The sequence below is a fragment of the Microbacterium sp. NPDC087592 genome (assembly GCF_044743585.1).
In the GTDB taxonomy this organism is placed as follows: Bacteria; Actinomycetota; Actinomycetes; order Actinomycetales; family Microbacteriaceae; genus Microbacterium.
Genome location: NZ_JBIUWT010000002.1, coordinates 189,287 through 208,958, shown reverse-complemented (window position 1 = coordinate 208,958; position 19,672 = coordinate 189,287). Strand labels below are relative to the sequence as shown.

Here is a 19,672-nt window from a genome sequence, read left to right as displayed (position 1 = left end):
TCAGAGTTCTGCAGCATTCATGCGGGTGAGCAGCAGCGCCTCGGTCGCGACCGCATGGCGGAAGGTGTCGAGGTGCAGCGACTCGTTGGGGCTGTGCGCCCGCGAATGCGGGTCCTCGACACCGGTGACGAGGATCTGCGCGGCCGGGAACTCCCGCACCAGGTCGGCGATGAACGGGATCGAACCGCCGACGCCCAGGTCCACCGGCGGAACCCCGTAGCCGTCGTGCATCGCGTCGCGCGTGAGCTGCACCGCCCAGCCGCTGGTGTCGACGAGGAAGCCATCCCCCAGGTCGACATCCGAGAAGGTGAGCTCCGCGCCGAACGGAGCGTGAGCCCGCAGGTGGCTCTCGAGGGCGTCATAAGCGGCCTGCCCCGTCTGCCCGGGCGCGACACGAGCGCTGATCACGACCGTGACCTCGGGAAGCAGGGTGTTGGATGCCGCCGCCACGCTCGTCGCGTCGATGCCGATCACCGTCACCGCGGGCTTGTTCCAGATCCGGCTGAGGATCGTGCCGTCACCGATCGGAGTGGTGCCGGGCAGGAGCCCTGCCTCGTCACGGAGTGTCGCCTCGGTGTAATCGGGAGTGGGCGCATCGCGCTCGGTCATCCCCGCCACCGCCACCGAGCCGTCGGAGTTCCACAGCGTGGAGAGCAGTTTCACGGTCGACATCATCGCGTCGGGCACCGCTCCCCCGAACATCCCCGAGTGGGACGCGTGATCGAGGGTGCGCACGCGCAGCGTGAAGCGCGCGTTCCCGCGAAGCGAGACGGTGAGGCCCGGGGTGACCGAATCCCAGTTACCGGAGTCGGCGACGACGATGGCGTCCGCGCGGAGCGCCTCCTTGTTGTCGGAGAGGAACTGAGCGAAGGAACGAGACCCGTACTCCTCCTCCCCCTCGATGAACATCGCGATACCGAGGTCGAGGTCGTCCCCCAGCACCTCGTGTACGGCTCGGATCGACGCGATGTGCGCCATGATCCCCGCCTTGTCGTCTGCGGCGCCGCGTCCGTACAGACGCCCGTCACGGACCGTCGGCTCGAACGGCGGGGTCTCCCAGAGGGCGTCATCGCCGGGAGGCTGCACGTCGTGGTGCGCGTAGAGCAGGATCGTCGGCTTGCCGTTGCGGGCCGCGCGCGTGGCGAGGACTGCCGGCTGTCCCTGCTCATCGGTGCCCGGGATCGCGGCACGGAGCACACGCACCTCGTCGAAGACACCGGTGTCCGAGGCCAGCGCAGCCACGGCTTCCGCGCTGCGCTCCAGCTGGGTCTGATCGAACGCGGGCCAGGCCATTCCCGGGATGCGCACGAGGTGGCCGAGGTCCGACAACGCGGAGGGGATACCGGTCGCCACAGCCTCGAGGACGGCGGCATCGGGCTCACGGGGAGGAACAAGAGAGGTCATGCGAGTAATCTTAAGGTGATCCCCCGCAGCGAACCGAGGAACTCCGTGGCCACTACCCCTGTCTCCCCTTCGACGAACGACGACGCCCCCGAGACGCCCGCCGTCGGAAAGGGGCGCGCGACGCCGACCCGTGCGGAGCAGGAGGCTGCCCGCCGCCGCCCCCTGGTCGCCAACACCAAAGAGGCCAAAGCCGCCGCCAAGGCCGAGCTCAACGAGCGCCGAGCCAAGGCACAGGCCGGCATGGCCGCCGGCGAGGAGAAGTACCTCCCCGTCCGCGACAAGGGGCCTCAGCGCCGCTGGGTGCGCGACTACGTCGATGCGGGCTGGCACCCGGCCGAGTTCGTGATGGGCGTCATGGTGCTGGTCATCCTCGCCTCGCTGCTGCCCACGAACATGATGATCTCGTTCTACGCGTACCTGGTGATGATGGGGTACCTGGTGATCGCGATCGGCGGCATGGTCCTGCTGGCCATGCGGGTCAAGCGCAAGGCTGCGGCGAAGTTCGGCAAGGAGCGTCTCGAGCGCGGTCTCGGCTGGTACGCGGCGATGCGGGCCCTGCAGATGCGATTCATGCGCTTGCCGAAGCCGCAGGTCAAGCGCGGGCAGTACCCCGACTGATCAGTCCCCTGTTGATCTCGCGGCCCCAGAACGGACCGCGGTACAGGAACGCCGTGTAACCCTGCACGAGAGTGGCGCCGGCTTCCAGACGCTCCTGCACGTCTGCAGCGGTCTCGACACCGCCGACCGCGATCACGCAGAAGTCGGCGGGAACCGCGCCTCGCACGACGCGCAGCACCTCGAGCGAGCGCTGCTTCAACGGCGCCCCCGACAGACCACCGGCGCCGGCGGCCTCGACCTTCGCCGCATCCGAGAGCAGGCCGTCTCGGCTGATGGTCGTGTTGTTCGCGATGATGCCGGCGAGTCCTTCGGCCACTGCCAGCTGCGCGATCGCTGCGATCTCCTCGTCCGGAAGGTCCGGGGCGATCTTCACGAGCAGCGGCGTGGCACCGGAGGCCTGCTTGACCGCCCGCAAGAGCGGGGCGAGGGTCTCCACCGCCTGCAGCCCGCGCAGCCCCGGCGTGTTCGGAGACGACACGTTCACGGCGAGGTAGTCGGCGAGCGGGGCGAGACGAGTCGCGGAAGCCACGTAGTCGGCCGTCGCGTTCTCCACGTCCACCACCCGACTCTTGCCGATGTTGACGCCGACCACCGTGTCGGGCGCTCCACGGCGCAGACGGGCCAGACGGCGCGCTGCCGCGTCCGCGCCCGCGTTGTTGAAGCCCATCCGGTTGATGACGGCGCGATCGGCGATGAGACGGAACAGACGCGGCTTGGGGTTGCCCTCCTGCGGGATCGCGGTGAGCGTGCCGACCTCCACGTGCCCGAAGCCGAGAGCTGCCAGGCCCCGCACCCCGACCGCGTTTTTATCGAACCCGGCCGCGATGCCGAACGGCGAGGGGAAGGTGAGACCGAGAGCCTCGACACGCAGCGATGGGTCCGGGCGCGTCATGGCACGCGTCACCCAGGAGAGGGGGCGCACGCCGAGAACACGGATCACCGCCATGCCGGCGTGGTGGGCGAACTCGGGGTCGAAGCGCGAGAGGACAGCGCGGAAGAGCAACGGATACATCCCTGCCAGATTACCGCTCCGCGGACTCCTGCTTCGTGTGGTCGGCCCGCAGATCGGTGATCGCTGCCTCGAAGTCCTCGAGCGAGTCGAACGCCTGGTAGACGCTGGCGAAGCGGAGGAACGCGACCTCGTCGAGCTCACGCAACGGGCCCAGGATGGCGAGACCGATCTCGTTCGCGTCGAGCTGCGAGACACCGGTCTGGCGAACGGCCTCCTCCACACGCTGCGCGAGGATCGCGAGGTCGGCCTCGGTCACCGGCCGCCCCTGGCAGGCTTTGCGCACGCCGGAGATGACCTTCTCGCGGCTGAACGGCTCCATGACGCCGGAGCGCTTGATGACGTTGAGGCTCGCCGTCTCGGTGGTGGTGAACCGGCCCCCGCATTCCGGGCACTGGCGGCGGCGTCTGATCGACAACCCGTCGTCGCTGGTGCGCGAGTCGATGACACGGGAGTCGGGATGACGACAGAAGGGGCAGTGCATCTGACCGATCCTACGCCGTGAAACGCGCCTCGATCGCCTCGCCGTGTGCAGGGAGCACCTCGGTTTCGGCGAGGGCCACGACACCGGCGCGAACGACTGACAGCGCCGCGCGATCATACGAGATGACCTGCTGCGGGCGCAGGAACGTGTAGGACCCGAGACCGGGCGCATACCGCGCCTGACCGCCGGTCGGAAGCACGTGGTTGCTTCCCGCCATGTAGTCACCGAGGCTGACGGGAGTCTGGTCGCCGACGAAGACGGCACCGGCGCTGGTGAACGCCGCCGCCGCATCTGCGGCGTCGGCGAGGTGCAGCTCGAGGTGCTCCGGAGCGTAGGCGTTGCTGAAAGCCGTCGCCATGGCACGGTCGTCGACGAGGACGATCGCGGATTGCGGACCGCTCAGAGCCGCCCCGACACGCTCGCTGTGGCGTGTGACCGCCGCCATCCGCTCGACCTCGACGGCGACCTGATCCGCGAGCCCGGCAGCATCCGTCACCAGGACGGCGGAAGCCTGTTCATCGTGCTCCGCCTGGCTGACCAGATCCGCAGCGATGAGTCTCGCATCGGCATCGGCATCGGCCACGACGAGGATCTCGGTCGCACCGGCCTCGGAATCCGTCCCGACGACGCCGGCGACGGCCCGCTTCGCAGACGCGACATAGTTGTTCCCCGGGCCGGAGACCACGTCGACGGGGTCGAGGCCGAGCGACGGAACGCCATGCGCGAAGGCGCCGATCGCGCCGGCTCCCCCCATGGCGTAGACCTCGGTGACGCCCAACAGGGCGGCGGCCGCAAGGATCGTCGGATGGATCCGACCGCCCTGATCGGCCTGCGGTGGAGACGCCAGAGCGATCTGCTCGACGCCCGCCACCTGCGCGGGAACCACGTTCATGATCACGCTCGACGGGTAGACCGCCTTGCCGCCGGGAATGTAGACGCCCACGCGGTGCACGGGCTGCCACCGCTGCAGAATGCGCGCCCCAGGGCCGATCTCGGTGGTCTGAGGCGCCGGCACCTGGGCCTCGGACCCACGGCGCACGCGCACGATCGCCTCTTCGAGCGCAGCGCGGACGGGGGGCTCGATGGATGCGAGGGCGTCGGCGATGTGCGCGGCGGGAACCCGCACCTCGTGGCCCGTCACCCGGTCGAACTGCTCCGCCTGCTCACGGAGAGCGGCCTCACCGCGAACGCGCACGTCCTCGACGATCCGGGCGGCCGTGTCGAGCGCCTCCGCCCGAGCGTGCGTGGCGCGCGGCACGGCCGCGAGCATGTCAGCGGGCGAGAGCTCGCGCCCTCGCAGATCGATCGTGCGCATTTCAGCCCTTCGAGATGTCGGAGATGTCGTGGAGGTAGCCGATCCGTCCGTCGTCATGTCGGACGACGTACGCACCTCCACGGTCCTCGATCACGAGGGCCCAGGCACTCGGCCCGATGCGGAACAGCGGTTCTCCTCGCTCGTCATGCACATCCCGTTCGGAGGCGGCGAGGATCCAGAACGGCTGCGCGGCGGGAGCCGCCTCGCGAGGATTCGTCGCGTCGAGATCAGCATCGGCGTCGGCGAAGCCCTCGACGATGCGGGGCTCCGCTTCGGCCAGGACATCGCCGGTCTCGTAGGTCGCTGCGGTCTCGAGCAGCGACTCGATGCTTCCGGTGTCCGAGACGATCTCGGGCTCCTGTCCGCGGGATCGACGGGAGTAGGCGGGCACATAGTCCTCGTCGGAGGTGTCCTGGTCGGTCCCGACGCCACCGCCGGAGGCATGCGCCGTGAGAGGCACCTGCTCCGCGAGGTCGAGTCGGGCGATCTCGTCAGTCGCCTGTCGCCCGGTCGTCTCGATGTCGAGGCCGGTCACCGGGGGCAGCCCTGACGCATCGACGGTGACGTCGGGCTCGGTGCTGCTGGGGGAAACGGTCGACTCGGCGACGGGAGCGGGCTCGGGGCGCGGGCGCGCGATGACCGGGCGCACCGGATTCGCATTGCGATGCGCGAGCGTGACGAGGCGGCCGTGGAAGTCCTCCTTGAGACCCGGAATGATCGGGGCGAAGACCGTGAGCACGACCAGCGCGAGAGACGTGATGACCATCCCCACGCCGTTCCACGGGAGCCCCCAGTAGCCGGTGGCGATCAGCCCGGAGATCGAGAGCCACAGATTCCCGACCCAGACGACGGCCGCGACGGAGAACGCCACGGAGGCGAACTGGTCGATGCCCAGCGAGCCCACTCGGCGGATACCATCCGGCGAGAAGCGGCGCAGCACCAGCAGGAAGACGGCCACGGTGGGAAGCGCGATGGGGAGGATCCACTGGATACCGATCCCCCAGAGCGAGAGGCCGCCGGTCAGCGGGAAGAAGGACAGCACGAAGGCCACCACCCATACGCCCACGATCAGCAGTTCACGCAGCGTGAATCCGAGAATGCCGAATTCCGGAGTCACCTCGTCGTCGTAGAGCACGCCGTCGTCGTCGCTGAAGATCGAGTCCTCGGGCTCCGACTCGGGAAGGTCGGGTTCGGAGGTGTCCGTACTCATGGTGGTCCTTTCGTCACAGTGCTCGACGGGGGTGTTCGTCGTGCTGCCGACGGCTCACGATCCTACCCGCTCACCCCAGACAGGTGGGTCCGAGCAGTGACTTGAGGTCACCGAAGAGGTCTGCGGAGACCTTGACCGGCATCGGCACTTCGAAGACCTTCGCGGTCCCCCCTCGATGCACGCGGAGCAGCACTTCGGTATCGCCGTTGTGGCGGCGAAGCACCTCGGCGAGCTCGGTCATCACCCGCTCCGTCGCGCGCTGCTCGGCGAGGACGAGCGACAGCGGACCCGCCGCATCGAACGAGCCGATGTCGGGCGCGAACGCCGATTGGGCGTGCAGGTTGAGCCCGTCGTCACGTCGGGAGACTCGTCCGCGGACAGCGAGGATCGCATCCTGCTGCAGCGTGTGCTGGAACTCGGTGTAGGTCTTCCCCATGAACATCACGGTCACCTCGCCGTTGAAGTCCTCGACCGTGATCATGCCGTAGGGGTTTCCGCTGGCCTTGGCGACGCGGTGCTGCACGCTGGTCACGAGTCCGGCGACCGTCACCTGATCGCCGTCCTGAAGGTCCTCGGAGTTGTTGAGGTCGTGGATCGAGATCGACGCGTGCTTGGCCAGCGGGACCTCGAGGCCCGCGAGCGGGTGATCGGAGACGTAGAGGCCGAGCATCTCCCGCTCGAAGGCGAGCTTGTCCTTCTTGATCCACTCCGGGCGGGCGGGCACCTTGGCGGGAGCTGCCTCTTCCATGCCGTCGTAGAGGCTGTCGAAATCGAAACCGATCGCTCCCTGGGCCTCATTGCGCTTACGGTCGACGGCTGCCTCGACCGCGTCCTCGTGTACCTCCATGAGAGCCCGCCGCGAGTCCCCCATCGAGTCGAAGGCACCGGCTTTGATCAGCGATTCGACGGTGCGCTTGTTCGAGACGTGCAGAGGGACTTTGTCGAGGAAGTGATGGAACGAGGTGAACCGCTCGTCCTTTCGAGCCCGCACGATGCCGTCGACGACATTGCTGCCGACGTTGCGCACAGCGCCGAGACCGAAGCGGATGTCATCGTCGACGGCCGCGAAGTAGTTGATCGAGTCGGACACGTCGGGAGGGAGCACCTTGATGCCCATGCGACGGCACTCGTTGAGGTACAGCGCCATCTTGTCTTTCGAGTCACCGACGCTGGTCAGCAGTGCCGCCATGTACTCGGCGGGATAGTGCGCCTTGAGGTAGGCGGTCCAGTACGACACGAGGCCGTACGCGGCGGAGTGGGCTTTGTTGAACGCGTAGTCCGAGAACGGAAGCAGGATGTCCCAGAGGGCCTTGATCGCCGCCTCTCCGAATCCGCGCTGCTTCATGCCCCCCGCGAAGCCCTCGTACTGCTTGTCGAGCTCGGACTTCTTCTTCTTTCCCATCGCTCGGCGCAGGATGTCTGCTTGTCCGAGGCTGAATCCGGCCACCGCCTGAGCGATCGCCATCACCTGCTCCTGGTAGATGATGAGGCCGTAGGACTCCTCCAGGATCTCCGCCAGAGGCTCCTCGAGTTCAGGGTGGATCGGCGTGATCTCCTGTAGACCGTTCTTGCGCAGCGCGTAGTTCGTGTGGGAGTTCGCTCCCATGGGACCAGGGCGGTAGAGGGCGATGAGGGCCGAGATGTCACCGAAGTTGTCGGGCTTCATGAGGCGCATCAGCGAGCGCAGCGGCGGACTGTCGAGCTGGAAGACACCCAGGGTGTCGCCGCGCGCGAGCAGTTCGTACACCCCGGGATCATCGAGGCCGAGGTGCTCGAGGTCGAGTTCCTCGCCACGGTTCGTGCGGATGTTGTCGAGCGCGTCGGAGATGATCGTGAGGTTACGGAGCCCCAGGAAGTCCATCTTGATCAGGCCGAGCGACTCGCACGACGGATAGTCGAACTGCGTGACGATCTGACCGTCCTGCTCCCGCTTCATGATCGGGATGATGTCGAGCAGCGGGTCGGACGACATGATCACGCCGGCGGCGTGCACGCCCCATTGACGCTTCAGACCTTCGAGACCGAGCGCGCGGTCGAAGACCGTCTTCGCCTCGGGGTCGGTCTCGATCAGCGCACGGAACTCGCTCGCCTCTTTGTACCGCGGGTGCGCCGAGTCGAACATACCGTCGAGGGGCATGTCCTTGCCCATGACGGGCGGCGGCATCGCCTTGGTCAGACGCTCCCCCATGCTGAACGGGAAGCCGAGCACGCGGCCCGCATCCTTCAGCGCCTGCTTGGACTTGATGGTGCCGTAGGTGACGATCTGGGCGACGCGCTCCGAGCCGTACTTCTCCGTGACGTAGTCGATGACCTCGCCACGACGGCGATCATCGAAGTCGACGTCGAAGTCGGGCATCGAGACGCGGTCGGGGTTCAGGAAGCGCTCGAAGATCAGGCCGTGCTCGAGGGGGTCGAGGTCGGTGATCTTCATCGCGTACGCGACCATGGAACCGGCACCGGAGCCGCGTCCGGGACCGACGCGGATGCCGTTGTCCTTGGCCCAGTTGATGAAGTCGGCGACGACCAGGAAGTACCCGGGGAAGCCCATCTGCAGGATGATGCCGGTCTCGTACTCGGCCTGCTTGCGCACCTTGTCGGGGATGCCACCCGGGTACCGGTAGTGCAGGCCTGCCTCGACCTCTTTGATGAGCCAGCTGTCTTCGGTCTCGCCGTCCGGCACCGGGAACCGCGGCATGTAGTTCGCCGAGGTGTCGAACTCGACCTCGCAGCGCTCGGCGATCAACAGAGTGTTGTCGCAGGCCTCGGGGTGATCGCGGAACAGCTGCCGCATCTCCGCGGCGGTCTTGATGTAATAGCCGTCGCCGTCGAACTTGAAGCGGTTCGGGTCGTCCATGGTGGAGCCCGACTGCACGCACAGCAGAGCCTCATGCGCATCGGCCTCGTGCTGGTGGGTGTAGTGCGAGTCGTTGGTCGCGACCAGCGGGATGTTCAGGTCTTTCGCGAGGCGGAGCAGATCGGTCATCACCCGACGCTCGATGGAGAGACCGTGGTCCATGATCTCGGCGAAGTAGTTCTCCTTGCCGAAGATGTCCTGGAACTCTGCCGCCGCCGCCCGTGCCGCGTCGTACTGCCCCAGCCGGAGCCGCGTCTGCACTTCGCCGGACGGGCACCCCGTCGTCGCGATGATGCCCTTGCCATAGGTCTGGAGCAGCTCGCGGTCCATGCGGGGCTTGAAGTAGTAGCCCTCCATGCTCGACCGTGAACTGATCCGGAAGAGGTTGTGCATGCCCTGGGTGCTCTGGCTCCACATCGTCATGTGGGTGTAGGCGCCCGAGCCGGAGACGTCGTCGCTCTTCTGGTCGGGCGAGCCCCACTGCACGCGCGTCTTGTCGCTGCGGTGTGTGCCCGGCGTCATGTACGCCTCGAGCCCGATGATGGGCTTGATGCCCGCATTCCGCGCCGCGTTGTAGAACTCGAACGCCGCGAAGGTGTTGCCGTGATCGGTCACCGCGATGGCCGGCATGCCGTAATCGGCGGCCGCCTGGGTCATCGCATTGATCTTCGCCGCACCGTCCAACATGGAGTACTCGCTGTGCACATGCAGGTGGACGAAGGAGTCGGATGCCATGCCTTCGAGTCTACGGCGGAGCCCCGACACCGCAGGTCGGTGTCGGGGCTCAGCCTCGGCCGCTAGCCCTGGGGCGCGGAGTCCACGACGGAGGTGCGCACCGTGGTGGTGGAGTCGACCGTGTCGCCCGCAGGTCCTCCGCTTCCGTAGTTCTCCGAGATCGAGTCGACGAGGCCCTGCTCGGTATCGATCGCGATCTTCGTCGTCCGGTGGCCGGGAACGACGTACTGCAGCGTCGCCGTCGAACCATCCTCCGCCACCACCTCGAATCCGGGGATCAGCGCGATCGCGAGGAAGAACGCCGAGCGCAGGTCGGCAGGCATCAGGTTGATCGCCGACGGGTCGCTGAGACTCGCCACGAGCCAGCGGTCCCCTTCCTCCCCCGTCATCCCCGACTGCGCGCGGAGCCAATCGAGCAGCGTCTGAGGATCCCTCGGCATATCGTCGTAATACGGCCGGTACCGGTCCGCCAGGTACGGCATCGGCGGTTCGTCGCCTCCCACGGCGAGATACTCGCCCGCCGGGAGCGTCTCGATCGTGCCGCGTCCACGAATCGCGGAGCCGGGCGAGGACGACCATTCCCGTGCTGCCTCCGCGCCACGGGGTCCGAAGGAGTCCACGACCTCGGAGGAGCCCCAGTCGTAGAACCAGTCACCAGCCCGGTCGGCCGGGACGTAGAGCACGCGCGTGTCGCGCTCCAGCACGGCGGCGTCGCCGCCGTCTCGCGAGGCGTTGAACGCGAACGTGTTCTCGTCATCATCATCGGCCCATTCGGCCTTCCAGAAATGGAGGTACTCACCGACGGTCTCGATCCGCAGGTACTGCCCGGGGACGAGTGTGGTGTCCTGCGCATCGAACGTCACCGCTGACGCACGCTCCAGCACTTCAGCTGCGGCCGCGTCGGGTGCGTCCGGTGGCGCGATGACAGAGCCGACCACGATCGCGGTCACCGCCGCACCGGTGGCGAGCCCCCCGATACCGATGCCGGCCCATGTGCGTCGTCGCGACGGCCCCGCGCGCTCCGGGCGCGCACTCCGCGCCATCTCTCGCGTCAGCGCCCGTCGCGCAGCGAGAACGGTGTCTTCATCCACACGGGACTCATCGATCCCGATCTCACGAACTTGTTCCATAAGCTGCATCGCTCTCCTCCTTCGCCATCCATGTCAGTCGGGCTGCTCCGTGCGAGCCCGGCGGCGCGAGCTTGCGACGAACGCGATTCAGTCGGGACCGCACGGTTCCGACCGGCACGCCCAGCGCAGCGGCGATCTGCTCATACGTGAGGTCGCCCCACGCATGCAGCAGCAGGGTGTCGCGATCCTTCGCCGCGAGGGCCGCGATCCGCGGGGCCAGCGCTCGCAGAGCGGCATCGGCATCGATCCGCGACTCGGAGGCGACCTGCGGAGTCTCCACGGCGACCTCCTCCGCTGATGCCGAAGCCTCGAATGCGCGCCACTGCCGCGCTTCCGCAGCCCGATGGCTCTTCACCACCCTGGTCGCGATGCCGAGCAGCCAGGGCCGCGCCGACTCCGTCCCGAGGTCGAACGACGAACGCCGCCGGAATGCGACGAGGAACGTCTCACTCAGAACATCGTCGACGGCGTGCGCCCCGACCCGTCGCCGGATGTACCCACCGACGGGTCGGACGTGCCGCTCGAAGATCTCGGAGAAGACCCCGGGTTCTTCGAGCGACCGCTGGATGATCTCGCTGTCCGTGCTCACACTGAGTATTGGGGCGATTCACGAAAACGGTTCACGCTTTCTTCGACGCCTTCCGTGAAGTGCCCAGATCGAGCCGCATCAGCACCCGCGGGAACCCGTCGAGGACGGAGCCCGTGTCGGCTGCCTTCACGAATCCTGCGCTCTCGAAGAGCGCGCGCGTGCCGACGTACGCCATCGTCAGGTTGACCTTCTCCCCGCCGTTGTCGACGGGATACCCCTCGATCGCCGGGGCGCCGCGCTCCGTCGCGTAGGCCACGGCACCGTCGATCAGCGCGTGGGAGATGCCCTGCTTGCGGTGTCCTGGCCGCACCCGGAAGCACCACAGCGACCAGACGTCCGAATCGTCGATGTGCGGGACGAGACGGTTGCGCGCGAAGCTCGTGTCACGCCGTGGATGCAGCGCCGCCCAGCCCACCGGCTCATCGTCGAGGTAGGCGATGACCCCAGGTGGCGGATCCTGATGGCACAGCTCGCGCACGCGATCAGCGCGCTGCGACCCGCGCAGCGCCACATTCTCCTTGCTGCCGATGCGATAGCTCAGGCAGACGCACACGTTGGACGTCGGCTTCTTCGGGCCGACGAGCGTCGCGACATCGTCGAACTCCGTTGCTGGTCGAACCTCGATGCCCATGCGATCAGTGTGGCGCACGACGCAGACATCGCGTCGATGAAGCGCGGGCTATTCGCCGCGGAGCACGTCCAGCGCGTGCCGGAAGTCCTCGGGGTACGGCGACTCGAACTGCACCCAATCCCCCGTCGCCGGGTGCGCGAACGCCAGCTGATGCGCATGAAGCCACTGTCGCGTGAGCCCGAGGCGGGCCGACATGGTCGGGTCGGCTCCGTACAGTGGATCGCCGACGCACGGATGCCGGTGGGCGGCCATGTGCACACGGATCTGGTGGGTGCGCCCCGTCTCGAGATGGATCTCGAGGAGCGAAGCACCGGGGAACGCCTCGAGCGTCTCGTAGTGGGTGACCGAGGGCTTGCCGTCGGGAACGACGGCGAACTTCCAGGAGTGGTTCGGGTGGCGCCCGATCGGCGCGTCGATCGTCCCTGCGAGCGGGTCGGGGTGCCCTTGCACCACGGCGTGATAGATCTTCTCGACCGTTCGATCCTTGAACGCCTGCTTCAGCACCGTGTAGGCGTGTTCTGATTTCGCGACGACCATCAGGCCGCTGGTGCCGACATCGAGCCGATGCACGACTCCCTGGCGCTCGGGAGCGCCACTCGTGGCGACGCGGAATCCCGCGGCGGCAAGAGCGCCGACCACCGTCGGACCCTCCCAACCGACCGACGGATGCGCCGCGACGCCGGTGGGCTTGTCGACCACGACGATGTCGTCGTCGTCGTACACGATGCCGAGCTCGGGCACCGCGATCGGAATGATCTTCGGTGCTTCCTTCGGCTGCCACTCGACATCGAGCCAGCCGCCGCCGCGGAGGCGGTCGGACTTGTCGAGCGTCACGCCGTCCAACCGCACGCCGCCTGCGGCGGCGACGTCGGCGGCGAAGGTGCGGGAGAAGCCCATGAGCTTCGCCAGAGCTGCGTCGACGCGAGTGCCGTCCAAGCCGTCGGGCACCGGCAGAGACCGGGACTCCACGGTCAGCGTCCTTCGGATGCGGGAGCCGCACCCTCCGAGGGCGCATCGTCGTCGATCGAGCGATCCGCGCCGACGGTGTCCGCCGCCGCGTCGTCCGCATCGGCCGACTCGGCATCCGTCTCGGTCGCGACCATAGCGGCCACAGCAGCCGCTTCGGCTTCTTCCTCGGTCTCGACGACAGCATGGTCGCGCTCGCGCGTGCCGTCGAATCGGAGCCCGAACACGACGAGAAGTGCGACCGAGATCATTCCGGTCACGATGAAGACGTCTGCCACGTTGAAGATCGCGGGCATCATCCACGGCATCGAGATCATGTCGACGACGTGCCCCACGGGGAAACCGGGCTCACGAAGCAGCCGGTCCGTGAGGTTGCCCAGCACACCACCGAGCAGGCACCCGAGAACGACGGCCCACAGTCGGGACTTGATCCCGAACGCCTTCCAGATGATGATCGAGGCCACCACCGCGAGGGCGATCGTGAAGATCCACGTCACCTCGGACCCGAGCGAGAATGCCGCGCCGGGATTGCGGACGTAGTACAGCTGAAGGAACTCACCGAGAACCGGAACCGGCTCATGCAGGGGCAGGTTCTCGATCGTGAGGTACTTCACAAACTGATCGGCGGCCAGCACGAGCGCTGCGAGAATCGCAACGATCGCACCGGCCGCCGACCGACGAAGGGGCGAGCGTCCTGACAAGGGGCGCCTTACAGACCGATCGCGGAGACGGGCGTGGAGTCCGTGGATGCCGACTTCTCGTCGAGCTCGCGGAGCTGACCCTCGATGTAGCCGCGCAGCTGCGAGCGGTAGTCGCGCTCGAAGTTGCGGAGTTCGGTGATGCGGGCTTCGAGCGTGTTGCGCTCGCGCTCCAGGCGTGCCGACTCTTCGCGCTGCTTCGCCTCGGCCTCGGTGCGGATACGCGCCACCTCGGTCTCGGCCTCGGCGATGAGCGCGTTGCGCTTCGCCTCACCCTCGGCCACGTGCTCGTCGTGCAGACGCTGCGCGAGCTCGATGATGCCGGCAGTCGCGGTGGCGGAGCCGGTCGGTGCGGGCTCGGCAGCAACCTCGGCGACGGGCGCGGGGGCCTCGGTCGCGACGGGTGCAGCGGCGGGCGCGGCGGCCTCGGGGGCAGCACCGGACTCGTACGCGGCCAGCTTGGCCTTCAGCTCGACGTTCTCCTCGAGAGCCTTGCGCCACTCGATGACGATCTCGTCGAGGAAGTCGTCCACCTCGTCCGGGTCGAAGCCGTCCTTGAATCGGACGTGCTGGAACTGCTTGGTGACGACGTCATCCGGGGTAAGTGCCATGAGTGGCTCCTCTTTCGATGAGTTCGAATGCCAGTATCGATGTATGGCGTGGTCGTGATGTGGCGCGAACCCGGGGCGCGCACCTGGGTGCCAGCATAGCCCCCGCGCCTCAGCGCCGCGATGTCGCGACACCCAGAGAACACGAACTCGGGGCGTGCCCGACACACGGAGCGGGCGGAGTTCAGCGGATGAAAAGCCGCACGATGTTCATCAGGATCAGCACCACCAACAGGGTGAGTGTGAACCCGAAGTCGAGTGACAGCGAGCCGATCCGCAGCGGTGGGATGAGCCTCCGGAAGAACCGGATGGGTGGATCGGTGACCGTGTAGACGGCCTCAGCGGCGACCAGACCGAAACCCTTCGGACGCCATTCCCGATTGAACATCGGGATGTAGTCCAGGATGAGGCGCGCGAAGAGCACGAAGATGTACAGCAGCAGCACCAGGTGAACGATGCTCGCTGCGACGGAGACCAGCTCCACGGGCTACGACTGGTCGAAGCCCGCAGACTCAGCGTCTGCGTGTGCGATGCCCCCGTGGCCCGAAACCGCGATGTTCTCCGGCGAGAGCAGGAACACCTTCGAAGTGACGCGCTCGATACGGCCGTACAGACCGAGGGAGAGCCCGCTCGCGAAGTCGATGAGGCGACGCGCGTCGGCATCGCTCATCTGGGAGAGGTTGATGATGACGGGGACGCCCTCACGGAAGCTCTCGGCGATCAGCTGTGCGTCGCGGTACTGCTTCGGGTGGACGGTGAGGATCTCGTTCACGGCTCCTGCAGACGGCTGGCGGACGGCGACAGGGCGGCGCAACGGCGTGACGGGGGCCGGTGCCGGCTCCTCGCGGTCACGGTCACGGTCGCGTTCGCGGTGAGCGCGGGCAGGCGCCTGCGCCTCTTCCTCGTAGACCTCTTCCTCGTCGGCGAGGCCGAGATACACCATGGTCTTCTTCAGCGGGTTACCCATCGTGTCCTCCGGTTCGAACGTTTGGGGCTGGTCTTTTCACAGGTTAACCCCGGTCGGGCCGGGGTCCGGTGATTGCGGAGCCGATCCGCAGGTGTGTCGCGCCGGCGGCGATCGCCTCGGCGAAGTCTCCGGTCATCCCGGCCGAGATCCAAGTCGCGTCAGGGGCGGTGGCTCGGACGACGTCGGAGACGTCGCGCAGCCGAGCGAATGCGGCAGCAGGCTCCTCATCGAGAGGAGCGACAGCCATCACGCCGCGCAGACGCAGAGAAGGCAGGGCGAGCACATGCTCGGCGAGACCGACCGCATCGGCGGGGGCCACGCCTCCTCTACCCGGATCATCCGTCAGGTTGACCTGCACGAGCACGTCGAGCACATCGTCGCCGTCGGCTGCTCTGTGCAGGGCATCGGCGAACCGGTCGCGGTCGACCGAGTGCACCACGTCGGCGCTGCGACGGATGGCCGCCGCCTTGTTCGTCTGCCCCTGGCCGATGAAGTGCCAGGACAGGTCGAGGGCGGCGAGCTCAGCCTGCTTGGCCGACAGCTCCTGCTGTCGGTTCTCGCCGACCTCGCGCACACCGAGCGCGCCCAGCTCCTCGACCAGCGACGCCGGGTGGAACTTCGTCACCACGATCCTGGTGAGCTCTTCGGGATCTCTGCCTGCGGCACGCGCGGCGGCGGCGATCCGTTCGTCGATCGCCGCCAGCCGCGCGGCCAGGCCCGATGGCTCCTGGCCGTCGACCGCCGAGGTCACTTCAGGAATTCGGGGATGTCGATGTCGTCGTCGGCGAACGCCGGCTCGATGCTCGTGGCGGGCACGCGCTGGTGCACGGGCTCCGCCTGTGCAGGCTCGCTCTTCGTCTCGGACTCGTCCGGGAGGGCCACCTCGGGAAGCGTCGCGGCCGACGGACGCGAGACCACCATCGGGTCGAGACGCAGCGACGGTTCCCCGCTGTCGAAGCCGGCGGCGATCACCGTCACCCGCACCTCGTCGCCCAGAGTGTCATCGATGACCGTACCGAAGATGATGTTCGCCTCGGGGTGCGCGGCCTCCTTGACGAGGTCGGCGGCATCGTGGATCTCGAAGATTCCGAGATTCGATCCACCCTGGATCGAGAGCAGCACACCGTGCGCACCCTCGATGGAGGCTTCGAGCAGCGGCGACTCCACGGCGAGCTCTGCGGCCTTGATGGCCCGGTCCGCCCCCCGTGCCGAACCGATGCCCATGAGCGCGGAGCCGGCGCCCTGCATGACGGACTTGACGTCCGCGAAGTCGAGGTTGATCAGACCCGGGGTCGTGATGAGGTCGGTGATGCCCTGGACACCGGCGAGCAGAACCTGGTCTGCGGTGGCGAACGCCTCGATCATCGAGATGCCGCGGTCGCTGATCTCGAGGAGACGGTCGTTGGGGACGACAATGAGGGTGTCGACCTCTTCCTTGAGCTTGACCACACCCGCCTCCGCCTGGCTCTGACGACGGCGACCCTCGAAGGAGAACGGCTTGGTGACGACACCGATGGTGAGGGCGCCGATGGACTTCGCGATGCGAGCCACGACCGGTGCGCCTCCGGTTCCGGTTCCGCCACCTTCGCCGGCGGTCACGAAGACCATGTCGGCGCCGGTCAGGGCCTGCTCGATCTCCTCGGCATGGTCCTCCGCGGCACGTCGACCCACCTCGGGGTCCGCGCCGGCGCCGAGGCCGCGGGTGAGCTCACGGCCCACATCGAGCTTGACGTCGGCGTCGCTCATGAGCAGCGCCTGTGCGTCGGTGTTGACGGCGATGAACTCGACTCCGCGGAGACCGAGATCGATCATGCGATTGACGGCGTTGACGCCGCCACCGCCGACGCCGACGACCTTGATCACGGCGAGGTAGTTCTGGTTCTGGCTCATGGCCGGCCTCCGATTATTCGAGCCTGGAAAAGGGTGAACCTTAAACCTCAAGTAGAGGTGTAAAGTATTTCCCGGTATTGCGTTCTCTTTGATCGAAGGTAAGCGCCGCCTGGCTCCGCGCGCGCGATCGCCTGGGCGTGTCGCGCCATTCCTTCGCGAAAGCCTTCGGCGTGGCTTCGAAAGCCGTCAGCCGACGACGGCCACCTCGGGAGAAGTGACGTCGATGGAGGCAGCGTCCGGGTTCTTGGCCATCGTGGCGGAGAGCGTGAGCGCCTTCAGGGCCGACTCCTCTGCGCTCCCCCAGACCACGGTCAGCCCGGATTCGAGGGTCAGCGTCACATCATCGGCGGTCGTGGCACGCACGCCTGTGAGAGCGGCACGGACATCTGCCGGCAGCGCACGGACGACGAGACCGGCGCTCTGGAAAGCGCGCGACTCGACGCCGCCGTCGACGTCGATCACCGGCTGGCCCGCCGGTTGATCGGCTGTGGTCGAGAGCGCGACTCCCGCGGCATCGACGAGGGTGTACCCGGCGCCCGATCGGATGACACCGACCGGTGTGCGTTCCACGATCCGCACCGTGAGGTCGTGCGGAGGACGCGCTTCGAGTGCATATGTCTCGATGAGGGGGAAGGCCAGCAGCGCGGCCTTCACCTCACTGGTGTCCACGAGCGCCAGCGGCGTGCCGATCTGGTCGCCGAGCGCCGCCTCGATCGCGGCGGGATCGAGGCTCCCGGCCCCGACCACGGTGATCTTCTCCACCGCGAACAGCGGGCTGTACGCGGCCGCGACGCTGCCCCCGATCAACAGGATCACGGCACCGATGCTACTCAGCCAGATGATCCGTCGACGCCGGGAGCGCTGCGTGAAGCGCCGGATCTCGGAGCGGAGAGCCTTACGTCTGGCCCGTGCTGCACGCCACACGTCCCTGGTCGAGGTCGGCTCCGGCTCGTCCGCGCCAGCAGCGTCGAATCCGTCGTGGGCCGGAGGCTCCGGCACCGACCCATCCGGTTCGGACCGCACCCCGCTGCGGTCGCTCCGCCGTCCGTGGCGTGCCCGTGCTTCTGACGCGTCGCCCTTCTCCACCGGGCTCTCCGGTGCGGACGGCAGCGGTGGGGGACGGCGCATCGCTACGCCTCGTCGGTCCGGCGCAGCGAATCCAGGACCTGCGGGATGATCTGGTAGACGTTGCCGCAGCCGAGCGTCACGACGAAGTCGCCGTCACGGGCCACCGCGGCGGTGTAGTCGGCCGCCTGCTGCCAGTCGGCGACGAAGTGCACATGCGACGGATCGCGGAACGCCGTGCTCACCAGCTCGCCCGTGACACCGGGGACGGGGTCTTCGCGAGCGCCGTACACGTCGAGCATCACCGTGTGATCGGCGAACTCCTCGAGGACGTCGGCGAACTCCTGATACATGTGCTGTGTGCGGGAGTAGGTGTGCGGCTGCTGGATCGCGATGATCCGTCCCGACCCCGCGATGCTGCGCATGGCCTCGAGCGCCGCCCGCACCTCCGTCGGATGGTGCGAGTAGTCGTCGTAGACCGTGACGCCTCGTTCGACGCCGTGCTGCTCCAGGCGGCGCACGGTCCCGGCGAAGCCCTCGACCGCGCGCACGGCGTCGACGAGCGGGTACCCGAGTGCTCGGAGCACCGCGACGACTCCGGCCGCGTTGATCGCGTTGTGCACGCCGGGGACCGCGAGCTGCATGCGCGCCTGCTCATCCCCTTGGCTGATGGTCGCGGCGACCGGTCCGGCCGCGACGATGTCGGTGACGCGCACGTCGGCGTTCTCCGCCTGGCCGAACGTGAGCACGTTCGGGTGCGACAGCCCGGCACCGACGCGGAGCGCACCGGCGTCGTCGCTCGAGATGACGACGGCTTCGGTGGCCGCGTCGGCGAACCGCACGAAAGCGTCGTGGAATGCCTCTTCCGAGCCGTAGTGGTCGAGGTGGTCGGGATCGACGTTGGTGATGAGCGCGACCGCGGTGTCGTAGAGCAGGAAAGTGCCGTCGGACTCGTCGGCCTCGACCACGAACAGGTCGCCCGTGCCCGTGGCACTCGAGGTGCCGAGCTGCTCGATGACGCCTCCGTTGACGAAGTGCGGGTCGGCGCCCAGCTCACGCAGCGCCGTGACGATCATCCCGGTCGAGGTGGTCTTCCCGTGGGCACCGGCGACCGAGACCAGCCGCCGCGAACCGATCAGCCAATGCAGCGCCTGCGACCGGTGGATCACGTGCAGGCCGCGAGCCTTCGCCGTCACGAACTCGGGGTTCTCGGGCCAGATCGCGCCCGTGTGCACGACGGTGTCGGCATCACCGAGGTGGGCGGCGTCGTGGCCGACGTGCACCGTCGCCCCCGCGTCCGCCAGGGCACGCAGATTGTCGCTGTCCGCCCGGTCGCTGCCGGAGACGCGGATACCCGCGTCGAGGAACATCTTCGCGAGGCCGCTCATGCCGGAACCGCCGATGCCGATGAAGTGCGCAGCGGTGATCGTCTCGGGAATGGGGAGGGAGAGGTCGGGTCTGATCATGTCCGCTTCAGTCTACTTTTCTTCGGTGTCGAC

At 67.7% G+C, this 19,672-nt stretch carries 19 protein-coding genes; 1 reads left to right on the top strand and 18 read right to left on the bottom strand.

The annotated features are described in order from the left end of the window. Nucleotides 1-1,404 carry a dipeptidase gene (locus tag ACIOTO_RS13930; protein ID WP_400858324.1) on the bottom strand — a complete coding sequence of 468 codons (1,404 nt, stop codon included), beginning with the start codon at nt 1,402-1,404 and terminating at the stop codon, nt 1-3. A gap of 45 nt (nt 1,405-1,449) precedes the next feature. Here ACIOTO_RS13930 and ACIOTO_RS13925 point away from each other — a divergent pair, with 45 nt between their 5' ends. After that, on the top strand, nt 1,450-2,022 hold the full coding sequence (locus ACIOTO_RS13925) for a DUF3043 domain-containing protein (RefSeq protein ID WP_029261581.1): 573 nt from the start codon (nt 1,450-1,452) through the stop codon (nt 2,020-2,022). Here ACIOTO_RS13925 and ACIOTO_RS13920 read toward each other — a convergent pair. The 17 genes from ACIOTO_RS13920 to murC form a co-directional block, all read right to left on the bottom strand. Continuing rightward, on the bottom strand, nt 1,997-3,034 hold the full coding sequence (locus ACIOTO_RS13920) for a quinone-dependent dihydroorotate dehydrogenase (protein WP_400858323.1): 1,038 nt from the start codon (nt 3,032-3,034) through the stop codon (nt 1,997-1,999). The genes ACIOTO_RS13925 and ACIOTO_RS13920 overlap by 26 nt on opposite strands. A gap of 10 nt (nt 3,035-3,044) precedes the next feature. Next, a complete protein-coding gene (gene nrdR, locus ACIOTO_RS13915; RefSeq protein ID WP_105710179.1) occupies nt 3,045-3,515 on the bottom strand; it encodes a transcriptional regulator NrdR in 471 nt (156 codons plus the stop codon). Nucleotides 3,516-3,525: 10 nt separating this feature from the next. Then, nucleotides 3,526-4,830 (bottom strand): histidinol dehydrogenase, encoded by a 1,305-nt coding sequence (gene hisD / locus ACIOTO_RS13910; RefSeq protein WP_400858322.1) that lies wholly within the window; start codon nt 4,828-4,830, stop codon nt 3,526-3,528. A gap of 1 nt (nt 4,831) precedes the next feature. Further along, the gene (locus ACIOTO_RS13905) at nt 4,832-6,040 is read right to left on the bottom strand and encodes a hypothetical protein (RefSeq protein WP_400858321.1); all 1,209 of its coding nucleotides are present in this window, start codon (nt 6,038-6,040) and stop codon (nt 4,832-4,834) included. A gap of 70 nt (nt 6,041-6,110) precedes the next feature. Beyond that, nucleotides 6,111-9,629, bottom strand: coding sequence for a DNA polymerase III subunit alpha (dnaE, locus tag ACIOTO_RS13900; RefSeq protein ID WP_029261576.1), 3,519 nt, complete (start codon nt 9,627-9,629; stop codon nt 6,111-6,113). A gap of 62 nt (nt 9,630-9,691) precedes the next feature. Continuing rightward, a complete protein-coding gene (locus ACIOTO_RS13895; RefSeq protein ID WP_400858320.1) occupies nt 9,692-10,720 on the bottom strand; it encodes a hypothetical protein in 1,029 nt (342 codons plus the stop codon). 22 nt (nt 10,721-10,742) lie between these two features. Next, entirely contained in the window at nt 10,743-11,348 is a 606-nt protein-coding gene (locus tag ACIOTO_RS13890; protein ID WP_400858319.1) for an RNA polymerase sigma factor, read from the bottom strand. A gap of 31 nt (nt 11,349-11,379) precedes the next feature. Beyond that, on the bottom strand, nt 11,380-11,979 hold the full coding sequence (locus ACIOTO_RS13885) for a GNAT family N-acetyltransferase (RefSeq protein WP_400858318.1): 600 nt from the start codon (nt 11,977-11,979) through the stop codon (nt 11,380-11,382). A 48-nt stretch (nt 11,980-12,027) separates the two neighbouring features. Continuing rightward, entirely contained in the window at nt 12,028-12,948 is a 921-nt protein-coding gene (locus tag ACIOTO_RS13880; RefSeq protein ID WP_372466541.1) for an RluA family pseudouridine synthase, read from the bottom strand. A gap of 2 nt (nt 12,949-12,950) precedes the next feature. Beyond that, nucleotides 12,951-13,646, bottom strand: coding sequence for a signal peptidase II (gene lspA / locus ACIOTO_RS13875; protein WP_400858317.1), 696 nt, complete (start codon nt 13,644-13,646; stop codon nt 12,951-12,953). An 8-nt stretch (nt 13,647-13,654) separates the two neighbouring features. Beyond that, nucleotides 13,655-14,254 carry a DivIVA domain-containing protein gene (locus tag ACIOTO_RS13870; RefSeq protein ID WP_105710187.1) on the bottom strand — a complete coding sequence of 200 codons (600 nt, stop codon included), beginning with the start codon at nt 14,252-14,254 and terminating at the stop codon, nt 13,655-13,657. A 181-nt stretch (nt 14,255-14,435) separates the two neighbouring features. Further along, nucleotides 14,436-14,735 carry a YggT family protein gene (locus tag ACIOTO_RS13865; RefSeq protein WP_029261567.1) on the bottom strand — a complete coding sequence of 100 codons (300 nt, stop codon included), beginning with the start codon at nt 14,733-14,735 and terminating at the stop codon, nt 14,436-14,438. Nucleotides 14,736-14,738: 3 nt separating this feature from the next. Next, nucleotides 14,739-15,218 carry a cell division protein SepF gene (locus tag ACIOTO_RS13860; RefSeq protein ID WP_400858316.1) on the bottom strand — a complete coding sequence of 160 codons (480 nt, stop codon included), beginning with the start codon at nt 15,216-15,218 and terminating at the stop codon, nt 14,739-14,741. A 43-nt stretch (nt 15,219-15,261) separates the two neighbouring features. After that, the gene (locus ACIOTO_RS13855) at nt 15,262-15,969 is read right to left on the bottom strand and encodes a YggS family pyridoxal phosphate-dependent enzyme (RefSeq protein ID WP_400858315.1); all 708 of its coding nucleotides are present in this window, start codon (nt 15,967-15,969) and stop codon (nt 15,262-15,264) included. Continuing rightward, the gene (gene ftsZ / locus ACIOTO_RS13850; RefSeq protein ID WP_091037300.1) at nt 15,966-17,108 is read right to left on the bottom strand and encodes a cell division protein FtsZ; all 1,143 of its coding nucleotides are present in this window, start codon (nt 17,106-17,108) and stop codon (nt 15,966-15,968) included. Before ftsZ ends, ACIOTO_RS13855 begins: the two co-directional genes overlap by 4 nt. A gap of 186 nt (nt 17,109-17,294) precedes the next feature. Next, entirely contained in the window at nt 17,295-18,236 is a 942-nt protein-coding gene (locus tag ACIOTO_RS13845) for an FtsQ-type POTRA domain-containing protein (protein WP_167633332.1), read from the bottom strand. Nucleotides 18,237-18,238: 2 nt separating this feature from the next. Beyond that, a complete protein-coding gene (gene murC, locus ACIOTO_RS13840) occupies nt 18,239-19,639 on the bottom strand; it encodes a UDP-N-acetylmuramate--L-alanine ligase (RefSeq protein ID WP_262001154.1) in 1,401 nt (466 codons plus the stop codon). Nucleotides 19,640-19,672: the final 33 nt, after the last annotated feature.

Excerpts from the sequence above, each read along its gene's own strand:
- ACIOTO_RS13930 (WP_400858324.1), bottom strand. The coding sequence starts at position 1,404 with ATGACCTCTCTTGTTCCTCCCCGTGAGCCCGATGCCGCCGTCCTCGAG.
- ACIOTO_RS13920 (WP_400858323.1), bottom strand. The coding sequence starts at position 3,034 with ATGTATCCGTTGCTCTTCCGCGCTGTCCTCTCGCGCTTCGACCCCGAG.
- nrdR (WP_105710179.1), bottom strand. The coding sequence starts at position 3,515 with ATGCACTGCCCCTTCTGTCGTCATCCCGACTCCCGTGTCATCGACTCG.
- hisD (WP_400858322.1), bottom strand. The coding sequence starts at position 4,830 with ATGCGCACGATCGATCTGCGAGGGCGCGAGCTCTCGCCCGCTGACATG.
- ACIOTO_RS13905 (WP_400858321.1), bottom strand. The coding sequence starts at position 6,040 with ATGAGTACGGACACCTCCGAACCCGACCTTCCCGAGTCGGAGCCCGAG.
- dnaE (WP_029261576.1), bottom strand. The coding sequence starts at position 9,629 with ATGGCATCCGACTCCTTCGTCCACCTGCATGTGCACAGCGAGTACTCC.
- ACIOTO_RS13885 (WP_400858318.1), bottom strand. The coding sequence starts at position 11,979 with ATGGGCATCGAGGTTCGACCAGCAACGGAGTTCGACGATGTCGCGACG.
- ACIOTO_RS13870 (WP_105710187.1), bottom strand. The coding sequence starts at position 14,254 with ATGGCACTTACCCCGGATGACGTCGTCACCAAGCAGTTCCAGCACGTC.
- ACIOTO_RS13860 (WP_400858316.1), bottom strand. The coding sequence starts at position 15,218 with ATGGGTAACCCGCTGAAGAAGACCATGGTGTATCTCGGCCTCGCCGAC.
- ftsZ (WP_091037300.1), bottom strand. The coding sequence starts at position 17,108 with ATGAGCCAGAACCAGAACTACCTCGCCGTGATCAAGGTCGTCGGCGTC.
- ACIOTO_RS13845 (WP_167633332.1), bottom strand. The coding sequence starts at position 18,236 with ATGCGCCGTCCCCCACCGCTGCCGTCCGCACCGGAGAGCCCGGTGGAG.
- murC (WP_262001154.1), bottom strand. The coding sequence starts at position 19,639 with ATGATCAGACCCGACCTCTCCCTCCCCATTCCCGAGACGATCACCGCT.